General features: G+C 69.0%; 11 protein-coding genes, 1 tRNA gene and 1 pseudogene. 5 read left to right on the top strand and 8 right to left on the bottom strand.

The window, feature by feature from the left end:
* Positions 1-37: 37 nt before the first annotated feature.
* The 4 genes from ACERM0_RS06830 to ACERM0_RS06815 all read right to left on the bottom strand — a co-directional run bounded on the left by ACERM0_RS06830 (position 38) and on the right by ACERM0_RS06815 (position 3579).
* Positions 38-874, bottom strand: a complete 837-nt coding sequence (locus ACERM0_RS06830; RefSeq protein WP_373677800.1) for an ABC transporter permease — start codon at positions 872-874, stop codon at positions 38-40.
* Positions 874-1683 carry an ABC transporter ATP-binding protein gene (locus ACERM0_RS06825; protein WP_373677799.1) on the bottom strand — a complete coding sequence of 270 codons (810 nt, stop codon included), beginning with the start codon at positions 1681-1683 and terminating at the stop codon, positions 874-876. Before ACERM0_RS06825 ends, ACERM0_RS06830 begins: the two co-directional genes overlap by 1 nt.
* Before the next feature lie 23 nt (positions 1684-1706).
* Positions 1707-2753 carry an ABC transporter substrate-binding protein gene (locus ACERM0_RS06820; protein WP_373677798.1) on the bottom strand — a complete coding sequence of 349 codons (1047 nt, stop codon included), beginning with the start codon at positions 2751-2753 and terminating at the stop codon, positions 1707-1709.
* A gap of 166 nt (positions 2754-2919) precedes the next feature.
* A complete protein-coding gene (locus tag ACERM0_RS06815) occupies positions 2920-3579 on the bottom strand; it encodes a helix-turn-helix domain-containing protein (RefSeq protein WP_373677797.1) in 660 nt (219 codons plus the stop codon).
* A gap of 325 nt (positions 3580-3904) precedes the next feature.
* Between ACERM0_RS06815 and ACERM0_RS06810 the strand changes: the two genes are divergently transcribed.
* From ACERM0_RS06810 to ACERM0_RS06800, 3 genes and pseudogenes are all read left to right on the top strand, one after another.
* The gene (locus ACERM0_RS06810; RefSeq protein ID WP_373677796.1) at positions 3905-5494 is read left to right on the top strand and encodes an aldehyde dehydrogenase (NADP(+)); all 1590 of its coding nucleotides are present in this window, start codon (positions 3905-3907) and stop codon (positions 5492-5494) included.
* Positions 5495-5698: 204 nt separating this feature from the next.
* Complete coding sequence (locus ACERM0_RS06805) at positions 5699-7153, top strand: aspartate aminotransferase family protein (protein WP_373677795.1); 1455 nt, start codon at positions 5699-5701, stop codon at positions 7151-7153.
* Positions 7154-7850: 697 nt separating this feature from the next.
* Positions 7851-8252: pseudogene (locus ACERM0_RS06800) on the top strand (CPBP family intramembrane glutamic endopeptidase); the annotation flags it as partial.
* Between the two features lie 121 nt (positions 8253-8373).
* On the opposite strand, the gene ACERM0_RS06795 reads toward ACERM0_RS06800, so the two are convergent.
* On the bottom strand, positions 8374-9015 hold the full coding sequence (locus ACERM0_RS06795; protein ID WP_373677794.1) for a GNAT family N-acetyltransferase: 642 nt from the start codon (positions 9013-9015) through the stop codon (positions 8374-8376).
* Positions 9016-9077: 62 nt separating this feature from the next.
* A complete protein-coding gene (locus tag ACERM0_RS06790; RefSeq protein WP_373677793.1) occupies positions 9078-10925 on the bottom strand; it encodes a hypothetical protein in 1848 nt (615 codons plus the stop codon).
* A gap of 2 nt (positions 10926-10927) precedes the next feature.
* Here ACERM0_RS06790 and ACERM0_RS06785 point away from each other — a divergent pair, with 2 nt between their 5' ends.
* Together ACERM0_RS06785 and ACERM0_RS06780 are read left to right on the top strand one after the other, a co-directional pair.
* A complete protein-coding gene (locus tag ACERM0_RS06785; RefSeq protein ID WP_373677792.1) occupies positions 10928-11833 on the top strand; it encodes a DUF305 domain-containing protein in 906 nt (301 codons plus the stop codon).
* 381 nt (positions 11834-12214) lie between these two features.
* Positions 12215-12655 (top strand): SRPBCC family protein, encoded by a 441-nt coding sequence (locus ACERM0_RS06780; protein ID WP_373677791.1) that lies wholly within the window; start codon positions 12215-12217, stop codon positions 12653-12655.
* Positions 12656-12867: 212 nt separating this feature from the next.
* On the opposite strand, the gene ACERM0_RS06775 is transcribed toward ACERM0_RS06780, so the two are convergent.
* Positions 12868-12945 (bottom strand) — tRNA-Met (locus ACERM0_RS06775).
* Between the two features lie 128 nt (positions 12946-13073).
* The gene (locus ACERM0_RS06770) at positions 13074-16073 is read right to left on the bottom strand and encodes a UPF0182 family protein (RefSeq protein WP_373677790.1); all 3000 of its coding nucleotides are present in this window, start codon (positions 16071-16073) and stop codon (positions 13074-13076) included.
* Between the last annotated feature and the right edge of the window lie 256 nt (positions 16074-16329).

Genomic DNA, 16329 nt, shown 5'->3' with positions numbered 1-16329 from the left:
CTCCTTTTCGAAACGTTTCTCAATCGGTCGCAGCCGATCAGGGGGAGGACTCGACCTCCCAGGTCACGACGCGCCGCTCGATCAGGCCGATCAGGAAGAAGAACCCGAGCGCCAGCAGTGAGGCGAACACCATCGTGGAGTACAGCAGTGGTGTGCGGAAGTTGAAGGTCGCGTCGATGATCAGTGCCCCGAGACCCTGGTTGGCACCGATCCACTCGGCCACGATGGCGCCGATGACCGACGAGGTCGCGGCGATCTTGAGCGAGGAGAAGAGGAAGGGCAGTGAGCTGTAGGCACGGACCTTCCAGAAGATCTCCCACTGGCTGGCCGAAAGCACGCGGAAGAGTTCGATCGCCTGCGGGTCGGCGCTGTGAAAGCCCCGGACCATGTTGACCAGTGTCGGGAAGAACGAGATCAGTGCGGCGATGGCGATCTTCGGGGCATAGCCGTTGCCGAGCATCAGCACCAGCACGGGTGCGATGGCGACGATCGGGACGGTCCGGATGACCACGGCGACCGGGAAGAGCGAACGCTCCAGGGTCGCGTTGTGGACGAAGACGATGGCCAGCAGGATGGCCACCACGTTTCCGATCAGGAACCCGGCACCCGACTCCAGCGCAGTCGGCCAGACATTTCTCAGCAGCAGGTCGAAGTCGTTGACCAGCGAGGCGGCCACGTCGGCTGGCCCCGGAACGACATAGAGGGGAATGTCGAAGACCCAGACGACGAGTTGCCACAGGACGACCAGCCCGACCGCGCCGGCCACGCTGGTGAGCGCCGCGACGACGGGGTTGGTCTTCTTGATGCCCAGCGACAGGGGGACCTCCTTGCCGCTGGTGTCGAGCCCGGTCAGTCGCTTCGGGTTCGCGGTCATCAGCAGGTCTCCAGGATCTGCCGCAACTTGGCGGTGTGGTCGACGAATTCCGGGGTTTCGCGCATCGACAGCTCACGTGGGTACGGCAGATCGATGTCGACGAGCTCGGCGACACGTCCCGGGTTGGCGCGCAACACCAGCACCTTCTGTGCCAGGTACACGGATTCCGGGATGCTGTGGGTGACGAACAGCACGGTCGTACCGGTGGCTTGCCAGATGCGAAGGAGTTCGTCGTTGAGGGCGTCGCGCGTGATCTCGTCGAGCGCGCCGAACGGCTCGTCCATCAGCAGGATGCGCGGTTGAGTGACGAGCGCTCGGGCGATCGAGACACGCTGCCTCATCCCGCCCGACAGTTCGTGTGGATAGGCGTTGGCCCGGTCCCCGAGCCCGACCAACGCCAGCAGCTCGTGCGGGTCGCGGGCGTGGTCCCCGACCGGACCCTTGCCCACCTCCAGCGGGATACGAACGTTTTCCAGCGCCGTGCGCCACGCAAGCAGGCCGGCGTCCTGGAAGACGAAGCCCAGGTTGCGCTCGCGGCGCGACCGTTGCGGGCTGTGGCCGAGCACCTCGACGTGTCCCTCCGCGGGAGGGACGAGGTCAGCGACCACGCGGAGAAAGGTCGACTTGCCGCATCCCGACGGTCCCAGGATCGACAGGAAGCTGCCCTGCTCCAGGGTCAGGTCGAGGCCTTCGATCGCGGTGACGACGCCGGACTCCGTCCCGAAGCGGACCGAGAGGTCCTTGACCGAGACGGCCGGGGCCGTCGTGTGCGTCGGATTGCTTTGCTGTTCCATCATCGGGGCGGCCATCGGCTTCCTCCCTCTCGGTCGCCTCAGCGGACCTGGCGAGCGTCCGCGGTGGTGTCCAGCAGCTCGAGCGTGACGATGTCCTCCAGCGCCGGCTTCTCTCCCTGGAACTGACCCAGTTCGTCCCACAGGTCGAGCTGCGCCTGCCAGACGTCGGGGTCCATCGCGCCCCAGCCGTCCGCGAGGGCGGTTTCGGCCATCACGTACTCGAGGATCACCTGCGCGCCCTCTTCCTCGGCTTCGCGCTCGAGGTTCGGGTAGGCCGCCAGCAGGTGGTCGATGGCGACGTCGAAGTTGTCCTGGGCGAACTGCCAGCCCTTCGCCGTCGCTCGAAGAAAGGCCTCGAGCACCTCGGGGTCGTTCTCGATCAGGTCCGTGCGGGCGTAGTAGGGGAGGGCATACAACTGAACACCGGCATCCCACAGGCGCAGCTGGTGGTGTCCCTCCGGCAGCTGGTTCAGCTGCTGAGTGTTGGTCAGCCAGCCGGTCCAGACGTCGACCTGCTCGGCGAGGAGGGGCGTGATCTCGGCGCCGATGGCCGTGAAGTCCGCAAGGTCGTCCCGCGACATGTCGTTCGCGGCCAGCAGCGCATCCAGCAGGATCTCTCCGGTTGCCTGCGTGCCGACATGGAGGCCGGCCAGGTCCTCGGCAGAGTCGAGCGGCGTCTCCGGCATCGAGAAATACGTGTAGGGATGTTCCTGCGCTCCCGTGGCGAATGCCTTGACCGGGATCCCCTCGGACACCGCCAGCATCAGCGACGGGCTCGACGACAGCTGACCGATGTCCGCCTGCCCCGACGCCACCAGGGCGACACCGTCGACGTTCGGGCCTCCCGGCTCGATCGTCAGCTCGATGCCCTCCTCGGCGTAGAAGCCCTCGGCCTGCGCGACGATCTCGCCAAGCTGGTTGTTCGAGGCGATCCACCCGAGTTGCATCGTCAGTTCACGGGTCTCGCCTGCGTCGGTTGCAGCCGCACCGTCGCCTTCCGCGCTACCGGAGGTTTCGTCTCCCCCGGCAGCAGCAGGCGCCTCCGGCGACTGGCTGCCACCGCAAGCGGCCAGCAGCATCGTCATGCTCAGCACCAGCGCGCCAAGTGCCGTTCGGCGAGCAGGTCGCAACGTGAACCTTGCCATCTCTCTCCCTTTGCAGTTGCTCCACCACCTCCCAGTGATGGAGACGTCGTCAGCCAGGCGACGGGCCGTTCGCCTCGCCACCGGTATCGCCGACCTGCCTCGCAGGTCAGAACGTTGGCGGTGTGATCACCCAGATCGCACGCACGGGCTCGGGGCCCGGGTTGCGGTACCAATGCGGAATCGAGCTGAGATACGAGATCGAGTCGCCGGCCTCCAATACGTAGCTCTGGCCGCCGACGTTCACTTCGTGCCGGCCCTCGATCACCATCCCGAACTCCTCACCGGCGTGGCTGAACGGCTCGTTCTCCGTCGAGTAGCCAGGAGGCGCTTGAATCTCGATCACTTCCAACTGCTGGTTCAAGCTCGGGGTGAGCAGTTCGTGGATCGCTTCGATGCCGGTGGTGCCCGCGGCATGGACGTCGAGGCGGCGCCGTTCGTGGCGGCGAACGACCGGCGACTGGTCGGGGCCGGTGTGTAACAACGCGGCGATCGGAGTGTTCAACGCATGGGCGATGCGGGCGAGCGAGTTGAACGCCGGATTGCCGATGCCGCGCTCGACCTGGCTGAGCAGCCCGACGGAGACGCCCGATCGGTTGGCCAACTCCTCGAGAGTCAGTCCATGCACTTTTCGCAGTGACCGGATCTGCCGGCCGACGCCCGACATGACCGCCTGGATCTCCGGACCGTCGCTGACGGCGGCACCGCCGTGCGCTTCGCTCGCTGCGGCGATCTCGGTCGCCGGCTGCTCTTCCGACCTTCGCGCCATGTGGCTTCTCCCTGGTCGTCGATCGACTCCCGCAACCGACCTGGCTTCGCTGACTTCACGATTCTTCACGTCCATGAAGTCGCTTCATCTTCACGATAATGACGGAGCTTCATCTGTCAAGGGTTTTCTTCAATTTGCTGCGGGACCGGGCTTACGGGTGCGCGGACTGCCGCAGACACCGATTCTCTCTGGCGTACATCGCCGTCGTTCCGGTAAGCCATCGGGTGCGAACACCCGCCGTTGATGCCTGCAGGCGCCGGACAGACAGCCACCGGCCCGGGCGTCGAGTCGACGGCGACATCGATGGCCGCTGCAGGGAGCAGGAATGAGCGAGATCAAGATCACCGGGGCGAATCTCATCGCCGGGACGCACTCGACCGAGGGGAGCCAACTTTTCCAGGCCCGCAACCCGACCACGGGGGATCTGCTCGATCCGATCTTCACCGAAGCGACTCCTTTGGAGGTCGCACGTGCGACCGGAGCAGCCGGCGAGGCGTACCGCGAGTTGCGGACGTGGAACGGCCCGAGGCTGGCCGAGCTTCTCCGCCAGATGTCCGCGCAGCTCCTCGACGTCGATGGCCAGCTGCTGCAGACGGCGCACGATGAGACGGGCCTGCCGATCGAGCCACGACTGCGGGGTGAGCTGGCACGCACGTGCGCACAGTTCGACATGTTCGCGGATCTGGTCACCTCCGGTGAGCACCGCGACGTCGTCATCGACCATGCCGACGCGACGCTGTCACCGCCGCGGCCCGATCTGCGGCGCATGCGGATCGGTGTCGGGCCCGTCGCCGTGTTCGGTGCATCGAACTTCCCACTGGCCTTCAGCGTGCCCGGCGGCGATACGGCTTCTGCCTTGGCGGCCGGGTGCCCGGTGGTGATCAAGGCGCACCCGAGCCACCCGGCGACGTCGGAAATGGCCGCGACGGCGTTGCTCCGCGCCGTGGAGCTGGTGGGTGCGCCGGCCGGCAGCGTCAGCCTTGTCCACGGTCTCGGACACGAGGTTGGCGAAGCGCTCGTCACGTCCGAGGAGATCCGCTCCGTTGGCTTCACCGGCTCCCCGGCGGGTGGACAGGCGCTGGCGAAGCTGGCCGCCGGCCGTCCGCATCCGATCCCCGTGCACGCCGAGATGGGCAGTCTGAATCCCGTCCTCGTCACGCCGCGGGCACTGGCGGTCCGTGGCCGGGAGATCGCCGAGCAACTCGCCAGCTCGCTGAAGATGGGCGTAGGTCAGTTCTGCACCTCGCCAGGCCTGGTGTTCGTCCCCTCAGGCGAGGACGGGGACCGGTTCGTCGACGCGCTCGCGGATCAGTTGCGTTCGACAGGAGAAGGCGTACTCCTCAACCAGGGCATTCTCGGGGCGCTGTCCAGACGACTCGCAACGACCCGGGCGGTCGACGGGGTGACCACCTTGCTCGATGGAGGCGCGCAACCGACCGACGGGCCAGTTACGTGCGCCCCGTCGTTGTTCAGCGTGGATCTGGACGCCTACCGAGCCAGCGACCACCTGCGTGAGGAGCACTTCGGCCCCGCGTCGATCGTCGTTCGGTACGACGAAGGTCGCCTGCCCGAGGTCGTACCGACGCTCGAGGGGCAACTCACCGTGACCCTGCAGGCCGAGCCCGAGGACGTCGCGGATCTCGTCGACCTTCGGGCGGATCTGATGGAGATCGCCGGACGCGTGCTGTTCAACGGCTTCCCGACCGGCGTCTCGGTGACCGCCGCACAGCATCACGGGGGCCCCTTCCCCGCCGCCAGTGACCCACGTTTCACGTCGGTCGGCACCAAGGCCATCGACCGCTTCCTGCGACCGGTCACGTTCCAGGACGTCCCCGACCCCTTGCTGCCCGACGAACTCAAGGAAGCAAATCCCCTGAACGTGCCGCGCCGTGTCGACGGACGACTTCGAGGCTGAGACGTGCCCGCCGCCTGTCGAGCTCCCCTCGGCAGGCGGCCGCGCTGCCGGTCGCGACAGACATCCTCACGGCCACCGCCGCAGTGGGGCCAGTGTCGGCAACTACTCGCCACGGTTCCACGGTGACGGTGGCCGCCTGCTGCACCGAACGTGACGTCGCGAAACTGCCAGTGATGGGTCGGCCCGCGTCATAGCGTCCCGCGCATGACCAACGGAGCCACCATCATCGAACTCGACGCGACCAGCCAGCAGCGACTGCTCACCTCGGCCGTGTCACGGATCCTCGCCCACCGGGAACAGGTCGGCGACCTCCCGGTCGAGCGACAGGTACCGCCCAGCGACCTGCGGCGGCGACTGTCGACGTTCGACCTCGAGTCCGGGACCGGCGACGTCGACCTCGTCGTGGCGCGAGCCGCCGACCTGCTCGAGGAACACGGTGTCCTCACCTCGCACCCTCGACACTTCGGTCTGTTCAACCCGACACCGCTCGCCGCCGGCATCGCGGCGGACATCCTCACCGCCGGGTTCAATCCGCAGTTGGCCGTCTGGAACCACGCCCCCGGCGCCGTGGAGATCGAGGCCCACGTCGTCCGCACCTTCGGCCGCTGGCTCGGTATGCCCGAGGCGGTCGGCTCGTTCACCAGCGGCGGCGCCGAAGCCAACGCCACCGCGGTGCTGCTGGCATTGCAACAGGCCGCGCCGGAGGTCGCCGAGCGCGGACTTCGAGCCCTCGGCTCGCAGCCGGTGATGTACGCGTCCACGGAGAGCCACCTCGCCTGGCTGAAGATCGCGCAACAGACCGGCATCGGCCGTGACGCCGTCCGGCTGGTGCCGGTGACCGAGGACCTGAAGCTCGACGTCGACCGCCTCCAGCAGATGATCGAAGCCGACCGTCGCGACGGCTGCCTGCCGTTCCTCGTGGTCGGCACGGCCGGTACCACCGGTGCCGGTGTCATCGACCCGCTGGTCGATCTCGGTCGCGTCGCCGACGAGGAGGACCTGTGGCTGCACGTCGACGCGGCCTGGGCCGGAGCGGTGGCGGTCTCGCCGGTGCTCGCCCCACTGCTCGCCGGGGTCGCGCGCGCCGACAGCGTGACGGTCGATCCGCACAAGTGGCTTTCCGTGCCGATGGGCGCCGGCATGTTCCTCACTCCCCACCATCGGTTGCTGGATCGCGTCTTCGCGGTCTCGACGTCGTACATGCCGTCGAAGGCCGACGACGCACGTGACCCGTACACGAGCTCGATGCAGTGGTCGCGTCGAGCCGCCGGCCTCAAGCTCTTCCTCACCCTGGCCGTCCACGGTCGCACCGGTTATGCCCGCCTGCTCGAGGAACACGTCCGACTCGGCGATCGGCTGCGCCGACAACTCACGGCCGCCGGCTGGCAACTCGCCAACCCCACACCGCTTCCGGTCGTGTGCGCCGTCGACCCCGCTCGCCCGGACGACGAGGCACACCACCGCTCCCTGGCGCATCGTGTCGTCGACACCGGACGCGCATGGGTCTCCTACGTGGCGGTGGACGGCCGGCCGGCCGTCCGTGCCTGCGTCATCAGCCACCGCACCACGGAGGCCGACGTCGACGCGCTGGTAGAGGCCATGGACGACGCGCGCGAGGCGGTGCCGGGAGCACCGACCGCAGAAGCGATGACGCACTGACGGCCTGCCGCCGACGCGATCAGGCACCCGCCCGTGATCGCAGCGCCGCCCGCCATGGGTGTCACCGCTCTTTGCCGTAGACGCGGTGAAACAGCCCCGCGAGCTCCATGGGCTGCGCGCCCGCGGGCGTGTACCGGTGCGCCGGGCCCTGCTGCTCCAGCGGAGCGCGAAGACGGGACGTGGCCCGCCGCACTCCGATGGCGCGCCGGGCACCGGCTGCAGGTCGCTGCGACAAGACGGGAGCCGATGCGCGCGTGCCCGCAACCAGCCATCAGCGCGACCACAGCGCTGTGACAGCGCGTGACAGCACCGTGAGCTTGCGCGCGACGCACGCGGTCGCGCTCGTCGTGGTGATGGCCGTGCTGCCGGCCTCACCACGGTCCCCCTAGCGAACGGCACGACTGTGACGCTTCACACCGACACCCCGGCCCACGACCACCAGGCGACCCGGACGTCCAGGGGAGCCGTCGTCGGCGGCAGCGTGTTCCTGCTGTTGGTGGCGGCCTTCGCCACGAACGTCGTGCTCGGCGGCGTGCTGCCGCCAGAGTGGCCGCTCCCGCTGCTGCAGCTGCTCATCGCCGCCGGCACCGTCGCGGTGGCCGTGCCGCTGACGGCCTGGACCGGGCGGCGCCTACGACCGGCGCGGCCGCTTCGCGGTCGCGGGCTGCGGTGGGAACGTGGCCGGCACCTCGATGCCATGGCCGGCATGGCGATCGGCCTCGTCGCAGCGACGCTGCCGCTGGGTGTCGGAATCGCGGCCGGAGCATTCACGCCGGTCGCCACGTTCGACGGCGGCGACCTCGGTCTGTTGTTCGGGCTCGGCCTGCTCGTGGCCGCCATGGTGCTGGTGGCCACCTGGGAGGAGCTGCTCCTGCGTGGCGTCCTCGTCGACGAACTCGTCCACGCGCTGCGTCGTCGCCTCCCGTTGCACGGGGCTGCGGTGCTCGCGGTGACCATCGGCGCGGTGCTGTTCGGGCTCGGCCACGCGGGTCAGCCCGACCGCGCGGTCCTGCTCACCACCTGGGTCGTGGCCGGCCTGGTCTTCGGGGCCGTGTTCGTGCTCGACGGGCGGCTGGCCCTCGTGATCGGCGCCCACGCCGGCTTCAACATCGCGCACAACGCCGTGGTCGTCCGCGCCGGCGTCGAAGGGACCGAGCGACTGTCCGCGCTCGTGCGCGTCGAGCAGGTCCACGACCACTGGTGGCTGCTGCCCGGCGGCATCATCGAACTGGCCGGCTTCCTGCTGGTCGGTCTCCTGGCCCTGCTGTGGCTGCGCGTGCGGGACGGCCGGCTGGGTCTCCGGGACCTGTCCCTCGCCATTCCGAGGCCAGGAGCCCCATGACCAACACGTCGTGGAAGCGCCCCTCCCAGGACAGCGCCTCCCGCAGCGTGCCCTCGTGGCGGAAGCCGACCTTCTCGTAGACGTGGCGTGCACGGACGTTGAAGTCGTACACCTCCAGCCCCACGCGGTGCACGCCGACCGTCGCGAAGGCGTGATCGAGGATCAGCCGCGTCGCCTCGGTGCCGTAGCCGCGGCCGAAGACCGACGGGCCGAGGAGTGAGATCCGGAACGAGCAGCTGCGGTTGTCCGGATCGAGGTCGTTCAGCACCGCCTCGCCGACGAACCGATCCGCGTCCAGGGTGGCGATCGCCAGGTCGAGGCGGTCGCGGTCCTGTCCACGGCTGCGGTACCAGCGGTCGGCTGCCTCGCGGGTGAACTCGGTGTGCGTGCCGGTCAGGCGGCGACCCTCGTCGTCGCAGAGCATCTCCCAGGCGGCATCGAGGTCGCCCTCATGGATCGGGCGCAGTCGCACCGTCCCACCGGTGAGCACCACCTGTGGGTCGAACGCGAGCCCGCTCATCCGAGATGCCTCACCGTCGCGGACCCTCGCCGCGCACGCGCCAACGGCGTCGCCGCCGTCGGTCATTCCGCTGGCGGCGGGAATCCGCGCCAGTGCCCTGCGAAGTCCGAGTTGATGCGACCGGTCGGCGCGACACCGGTCAAGGCAGCTACCGCGTCGAGCATGTCCTCCGCGAGGTCCCACCCGGCCGACATCGTCTCCTCGTAGTGGCTCTCGGCCCGTCCGAAGGCCTGCCCGTAGCGACAGCTGGCCGCGATCGCCTCCGCAGCCGACGCCGGGTAGCCCTCGAGCAGTCGCGGGTCCTCGGTCACGGCCTTGCACTGCTCACCGGACACGCCGTCGGGATGGTCGATGAACCCGGCGGCGTGGAGTTGCCGGCAGGCGGCCGCACCAGCGACGCAGGCGATCCGGTAGTCGGACAGCGGCACGATGTAGCCGACCTCGTCGTTGCCCATGCCGATGGTCCACTTGTATCGGTCAGGCATCATCGCGCGGACGTACCCGGGCAACTCGTACTCGTCACCGGCGGCGTGCAGGTTCAGCGGCCCCTCGAACCAGCGCGCGGGATCGGCGTCGAACCCTGCCGGCAGGCCGATCACCAGTTCGCTCGCGACCTCGCCCGGCATGAAGATCATCCCGACCGGACCGATGCGCAGGTAGGCGACTTCCGTGCGCATGTGATCACCGACCCGGATCGGACCCACCATCGGGTCCACCTCTGCGGCGAAGTCGTCGGGGTGGCAGGTGTCGGCGGTCTTCGCTCCCGTGGCCGGGCAGGTGTAGAGCATGCCGGGTGTGTACCCGAGGTTCGTCCGCCCCTCGTCGTCGACCACGAGCAGGTGACGGAACCCGATGTTGCTCAACCGCGTGTACATCGGGACGCTCTGGTAGACCACCGGCACGGTTCCGGTCAGGTCCTCGCCGTTGTCGAGGAGACGAAGAGCCGCCAGCGCTGCCTGCTCGCCCAGCACGGCGGCGCGCCGGAAGTTGCCCTCGGTGAAGGTCGCGAACTGCTCGCCGCCAGCCGGGACCGCACCTGCGGGCGGGGTGTAGTGATCGCCGAGCCCGACGGTGTCGACCTCCCACATCGGCACCCGCAGCGGTGCGATCAGCGCGCCGAGAGCACCGACGAAGTAGACGGTGGTGCCGCCGACCTCACGCTCGATCGTGTTGGCGAGATGGCCGACGTAGTCGGCGGTGAAGTAGCGGTTGCGGAGCGTGCAGCCCGCACCTTCACCGAGCCGGTCGCAGTCGGCACTGCGATCCTCCGGCGGTGTCCACCCGAGCGTGACCTCCGGGTGGTTGTTCCACTGGATCGCGGTGGCGATGACCTCGCCGTTGGTGGCCGTGGCCTGCAGCACGTTCATCGTCGGGTCGATGATCTGGGCGTCACGGGTGTCGCCCATGCCGAACCAGTGCTCCCCCTCGGCCACGCGCAGTGTGGCCGGCCGCCGGCTGGTCACCGCCTCGGCGGCCGCCGCAGCCGCCTGATCCATCATGTGCTCGTACCAGCCGGGGTTGACCGTCCAGGCCGTGTCGGGCCCGTGGTGGTTGTGCGTCGTCATGACGGCGACCGTGGTGCGCTTGGCGATCCCGGGTGGCAGCAGGTCGAGGGTCCGGGCCCGAATCTCCTCCACGTCGGGGTGGAAGATCATGTAGAGGTCGGCGGACAGCAGGACCGTGATCTCCCGCGACCGCAGGTCCTCGATCGCCATGGCGCGGGCGAGCAGGTCGTCGCGAACCCAGTGAGCATCGTCGTGGCCGTTGCCGACGCCGATGATCCCGTCGTCCCACTCCTCGACGAACACACCGACCGACGTGGCGTCATCCGGCCCGGGCAGTTCGGCCTCGTCGAGGTAGGCGTACGAACCGTCGACCAGGGGCAGGACCGACCTCGTCGCTGCACCCACCGATGCGACCGGCCTGCCTCGGGTGGCAGCGTCGGCCGCCTGGTCGGCCGGTCCGCGTTGCTGGCCCGGCCCGTTCCGCGCTTCCGAAGCTGCCGGTGTCGCCCCCACCACCAGCGCGACCGCAGCCAGCACCCCAACGACGACACGCATGCCCCGACTCCCCTCCAGGCCCTCTCCCAGGGAACTGGAACGCTAGGCGCACGAACGTTCCGAGGTCAACCACAGTCGGTCAAACGACCACCACGAGAACGCACCTGCGGGTCTCGCGTCCGATCAGCGGCTCGGTCTGGTTTCCTACCCGGCCGAGCGCACGGGGAGGAACGGTGGTACGGCGGCATCTGCCAGCTGTGGCCGCAGGCCTCGCGCTACTGGCCAGCTGCACCACGTCGAGCGACAGCGCACCGGACGAGGCGATCCCGACTGCCGAGAGCACCCCTGACGCGGCGGCTTCGGTCGACCGAGAATTCCTCGAGATGATGATCCCGCACCACGAACAGGCGGTGCTGATGATCGGTTGGGTCGAGGAGCGCACTGCCAGCGACGAGGTCCGCTGGCTGACCCGGCAGATGGGCCGCGTGCAGGCGAACGAGATCGACCTCATGCGCGGCTGGCTCGACGGACTTCCGGACGGCGTCGCGACGTCGCATGGGCACCACCACCACGACATGCCCGGCATGCTCGACGACGCCACATTGGAAGCGATGGCCTCCGCCGCGGGCCGCGAGTTCGACCGGCGATTCCTCGCCGGGATGATCGAGCACCACGAGGGAGCCCTCGACATGGTCGAGCGGTACTTCACCGAAGCCGCCCCGGACTCGGACCTCATCCGATTCGCGAAGAAGCTCTTCGACGATCAGCAGGTGGAGATCGGCCGCATGCGCGCCCTGCTCCGCGACCTCGACGCCTAGCGACAGGTCGCCCAGCGGCTCCCCGGGAACGGCGACATCCCCCAGTGTCCTGGGGGATGTCGTGTGGTGGGGGCGGGATTTGAACCTGCGACCTCGGAGGATGGCCGGGCCCTCGCTGTGGGTGATCAGCTTCCCGTCCCCCTCCGATCCCCGGCCGGGCATCCGGCACAGCGCCTGCTAGGTCCAGTTACGTGCGGGCGGTGGCGGGGAGGGCAGCAGTCGCTGACGACAGTCTTCCGCCCTGCTGATGCGGCGACCGCGACAATGCGGTGGCTACGCCTACGAAGGATTCGAAGCCCAAGACCGATTTGCGGCCTGATGCGAGGCGTGGTAGTCCGGTGGCGTGCGTCCAGCAGCCCTGTCCGGTCAGGGAGGGCTCTCATGGTCCGTTTCAGCAACACGGTCGAGATCGCACGCCCGCGGGGCGAGGTGTTCGCCTACCTGGCTGACCTCGAGCACACGCCCGAGTGGAACTGGGCCATCACCGAGACGCGCAAGGTGACACCCGGGCCTGTCGGCGTGGGGACAGTCTACGAGCAGAGTCGCTCCGTGCCACGCCGTGCCGCGGAGACCTTGACGGTCAGGCGGTTCGGCGTCGGCGAGCTGCTTGAGCTCGATGGGACGCTGGCCTCACTCCCCGTCCACCTCACCTACGAGTTCCGGGACAGCGGCGGCGGCACTTCGGTGGTCAATACCGTGCAGATCACCGCGACCGGCGCTTCGCGACTGCTGGCCGGGGCCGCTGGGAAGCGGATCGCTGCGGCCGTCGGCGAGAACTTGGCGGTCCTGAAGAGAATCTTGGAGCAGGGCCGCCACGAGTAGGGGGCGTCCTGTCGTTGGCGGTACTTGGACATGGCACGTGGGCCACCACAGGCGACGGGTGTTCAGCCGGCCGTGCCCGCAATGACGTCCGCACGGGCAGCGAGTGGCGGTGAAGAAATCCGCCCCCATTCCGCCCCTGCAGCCACCCCCTGCTCCAAACCTCAACTTCCCCGGAGACAGCGAAATCCCCCAGTTTCCTGGGGGATTTCGTGTGGTAGCGGGGGCAGGATTTGAACCTGCGACCTCCGGGTTATGAGCCCGGCGAGCTGACCGAACTGCTCCACCCCGCGGCGATGGGCACAACGTACCCGCTACCCCCCGGGCGGCGCCAATCGAGGTCCGAGGCCGGTGCACGCCCCGCACCGAGACGACGCGACCCGGGCGCGCAGCCCGGGTCGTGTCGTGTCAGCGGTGGCGATCAGGCGCCGTCACCGGCCTCACCCCCGGCGTCACCGCCCTCGGCGTCACCGGCGCCGGTCTCGCCCTGCTCGAGGTCCTCGAGCAGCTCGGCGTCCGACTGCTCGTCGTCCGGCTCGACGAGCTCCTCGACGGTGATGCCCTGGGCGTCGGCGGCCTGCTGCAGCAGGTTGCGGGCCTCCTCGACGGCCTGCTGGTACTCGGCGAGGTTGCCCTCGCGCAGCGCCTCCTCGGCCCGGGCGAACGCCGCCAGCGCATCGCGCAGCAGGTCCTCCGGAACCGGGACGCCGTCAGTCGGCTCCTCGGCCTCCTCTTCCTCGGCACCGTCGGGCGCACCGGGCTCGTCCTCGGTGCCCTCCTGGGTGTCGACGCCGGGATCGCGCGCCTCTTCCTCGGCGATCGACTCCGGTACCGGGATGCCCAGCAGCTGCCCGAGCGCGCCGGCGAACGTGGTGTCGAACGCCGTGCGGGTGCCCATCACGAGCGCCACACGGGCCAGTTCGGGGATCTCGGCCTGCGGGTTGAGCAGGAACAGCGGCTGCACGTACAGCAGCGAGTCCGCGATCGGCAGCACCTGCAGGTTGCCGCGGCGGACCTGCACACCCTCGCGGTCGCGCAGGGTGATGTAGGCGGAGATGTCGTCGTCCTGCTCGATGCGGGCCTGGGCCTGCAACGGCCCGAGCACCTGCGAGTCCGTCGGGAAGCGCACCGCGAACAGCTCGTTGAGGTTCGCGCCGTCCGAGCGACCCGCCAGCCACGCCACCATGTTCTCCCGGCCCAACGCGAGGTAGGGCTGGATCAGGACGAACTCCTCGGTCTCCTCGCCCGGCAGACGCATCAGCAGGTAGTAGGGCTGCATGAGCCGCTGGTTCTGCGCCCCGGTGAGGTCCGTGGTCGCGCCGGTGCCCTGGTTGGCGGCGAAGGCCGGGTCACGCGGGATCGACCACTCGTCGGCGCGGTTGTAGAACGGCGCCGCGGTGGGGATGTGGTAGGTGCGGTACAGGTCCGCCTGCAGACGGAACAGGTCCTGCGGGTAGCGGAAGTGCTGGACGATCTCCTCCGGCGCCTCGCCGGCCGGCACGACGATGTCCGGGAACACCTGCTCCCAGGCGTCGAGGATCGGATCGTCCTCCTCCACGCGGTACAGCGTCACGTCTCCGTCGTAGGCGTCGACGACGGCCTTGACCGAGTTGCGCACGTAGTTGACCTGCACCTGCCGCTGCCCCAGCGTCAACGTGCCGCGCTGCGCGTAGGGGTAGGAGTTGGAGGTCGTGTACGCATCGACGATCCACTGCACGCGCCCGTTGCTGACTACCGGGTACGGCGCGGAGTCCAGTTCCAGGAACGGTGCCACCTGGCGAACCCGGTCGGTGACCTCGCGGTTGAAGATGATCCGCGACTCGTCGGTGATGAAGTTCGTCAGCACCAGGTTGTAGTCGCCGAAGCGCAGCGCGAACGCCAGCCGGCGGAAGAACCCACCGATGTCCACGCCACCGGCCCCGTCGTAGACGGTGGGCACCTGCTCGGTGCCGTCGGGCGACTCGAAGTCGAGCTCGACCGCGTCGGTGCGCACCAGGTTGTAGGCGGGATTGGCGAACGTGCCGAAGTAGATGCCCGCCTCCTCACCGGGGACGACCTCGTCCTCACCGGCGGGCGGGATGTTGGCCGCGAGGAAGACCGGCTGGCCCTCGGCGTTGGCGGTGTTGACCTGCGAGGCGACGACCCCGAACCCGTGGGTGTAGGTCAGGTGGCGGTTCTGCCACGAGTCGCTCTCCGGCGGCAGCTCGGACAGGTCGCGCGTCGCCAGCATGACCTGGCGCAACTCGCCATTGATCTCGTAGCGGTCGATCGCGACCTCGTTGAACTGGTAGTACGGCCGCAGCGCCTGGATCTGCTGGTAGGTGGTCTCAAGGACCTCCGGCTCCCACAGCCGCACGTTGCGCAGGGTGACGTCGTTCTCGATGACGTCGGCCTCGTCGAGATCGTTGGCGATGTCGAACGGCTGCAACGCCACGTCGTCCAGTCCGAACGCCGCCCGGGTTGCGGCGAGGTTGCGGTCGATGAACTCCTCCTCGCGGGCCAGCTCCTGCGGGTCGACCCGCAGCCGCTGGATCGCCGCCGGATAGGCGCCCTGGAGGATGATCGAGGCGACGACCAGCAGCGCCAGCGCCGCGCCCGGCAGCAGGAAGCCACGCTGGCGGATCGACAGCAGCACCAGCACGATCGCGATGGCGCTGACGCCCAGCAGCAGGTACAGCGCCGGTAGTTCCGCGTTGACGTCGGTGTAGGCGGCACCGGTGACCGTCCCGCGCTCGGAGTACAGCAGCTGGTAGCGGTCGAGCCAGTAGCCCCACCCGCGCACCGCGAGGATCGCCGCGACCAGGACGGCGAGGTGCGCCTTGACCGACGGCAGCACCTTCTCGCCCTGCGCCTCGGGCCGGATGCCGCCCAGCAGGTAATGGGCACCGGCCGTCAGCATCGTGGTGAGGATCAGCGAGGTGAACAGCCAGGTCTGCAGGAACGACAGGAACGGCAGGTCGAACAGGTAGAAGCCGAGGTCGACGTCGAACAGTGCGTCGGTGCTGCCCACCTCGACACCGTTGAGCCACAGCAGGAACGACTCCCACTGGGCGCTGACGGCGACCCCCGAGGTGAAGCCGAACACGGCGGCGACGCCGGCGATCAGCCACGGCAGGTAGGGATCCGCCATCTCGCGGTAGCGCTGGATCTGGGCCTGCTGGGGCGTCGAGGGGATGTAGAACGGCCGTAGCCGTCGCGCCACGAGCAGGTTGACGGCGATCAGCGCGGCCAGGAACAACCCGAATGCGAGGCCCAGGCCCAGGCGGGTGCCGAGCAGCGTCGTGAAGACCTGCCGGAACCCGCGCTCGTCGTACCACCACAGGTCGGTCAGCAGCACGGCGATGCGGTTGGCGCTGAAGAGCACGAGCAGCACGCCGAGCACCACGATGGTGCCGAGCCGCCGCCGTACGAGTTCACCCACGTCCGGCCTTTCAGTGAAGCCTCAGGATGTCCCGTGCCCCGGGATACGATGACGTCGCCGCCTGGGCGGGCAGACCGGGACGAGGCACAGCCGGCTGCGACGTTCCCCGCGCCGTGTGGCGGTCCGCGAGCGGCGCCGCGTCCAACGCACGTTGGATACGGCGACGGCCGCGGATTCGCGCTCCGCGGGAACGACGAGGCTAGCCATCCACACCCCCCGGGGCCAGTTCGGCGCTCACCCGTGCGCTCGCCCGACA

It is taken from the genome of Egicoccus sp. AB-alg2, from assembly GCF_041821065.1.
GTDB lineage: Bacteria > Actinomycetota > Nitriliruptoria > Nitriliruptorales > Nitriliruptoraceae > Egicoccus.
The sequence above is the reverse complement of the archived record's forward strand: the minus strand, read 5'-3'. Positions and strand labels throughout refer to the sequence as shown.

Coding starts and splice junctions, on each gene's coding strand:
- ACERM0_RS06830 (WP_373677800.1), bottom strand. CDS start 874: ATGACCGCGAACCCGAAGCGACTGACCGGGCTCGACACCAGCGGCAAG.
- ACERM0_RS06825 (WP_373677799.1), bottom strand. CDS start 1,683: ATGGCCGCCCCGATGATGGAACAGCAAAGCAATCCGACGCACACGACG.
- ACERM0_RS06820 (WP_373677798.1), bottom strand. CDS start 2,753: ATGACGATGCTGCTGGCCGCTTGCGGTGGCAGCCAGTCGCCGGAGGCG.
- ACERM0_RS06815 (WP_373677797.1), bottom strand. CDS start 3,579: ATGGCGCGAAGGTCGGAAGAGCAGCCGGCGACCGAGATCGCCGCAGCG.
- ACERM0_RS06810 (WP_373677796.1), top strand. CDS start 3,905: ATGAGCGAGATCAAGATCACCGGGGCGAATCTCATCGCCGGGACGCAC.
- ACERM0_RS06805 (WP_373677795.1), top strand. CDS start 5,699: ATGACCAACGGAGCCACCATCATCGAACTCGACGCGACCAGCCAGCAG.
- ACERM0_RS06795 (WP_373677794.1), bottom strand. CDS start 9,015: ATGAGCGGGCTCGCGTTCGACCCACAGGTGGTGCTCACCGGTGGGACG.
- ACERM0_RS06785 (WP_373677792.1), top strand. CDS start 10,928: ATGCGACCGGCCTGCCTCGGGTGGCAGCGTCGGCCGCCTGGTCGGCCG.
- ACERM0_RS06780 (WP_373677791.1), top strand. CDS start 12,215: ATGGTCCGTTTCAGCAACACGGTCGAGATCGCACGCCCGCGGGGCGAG.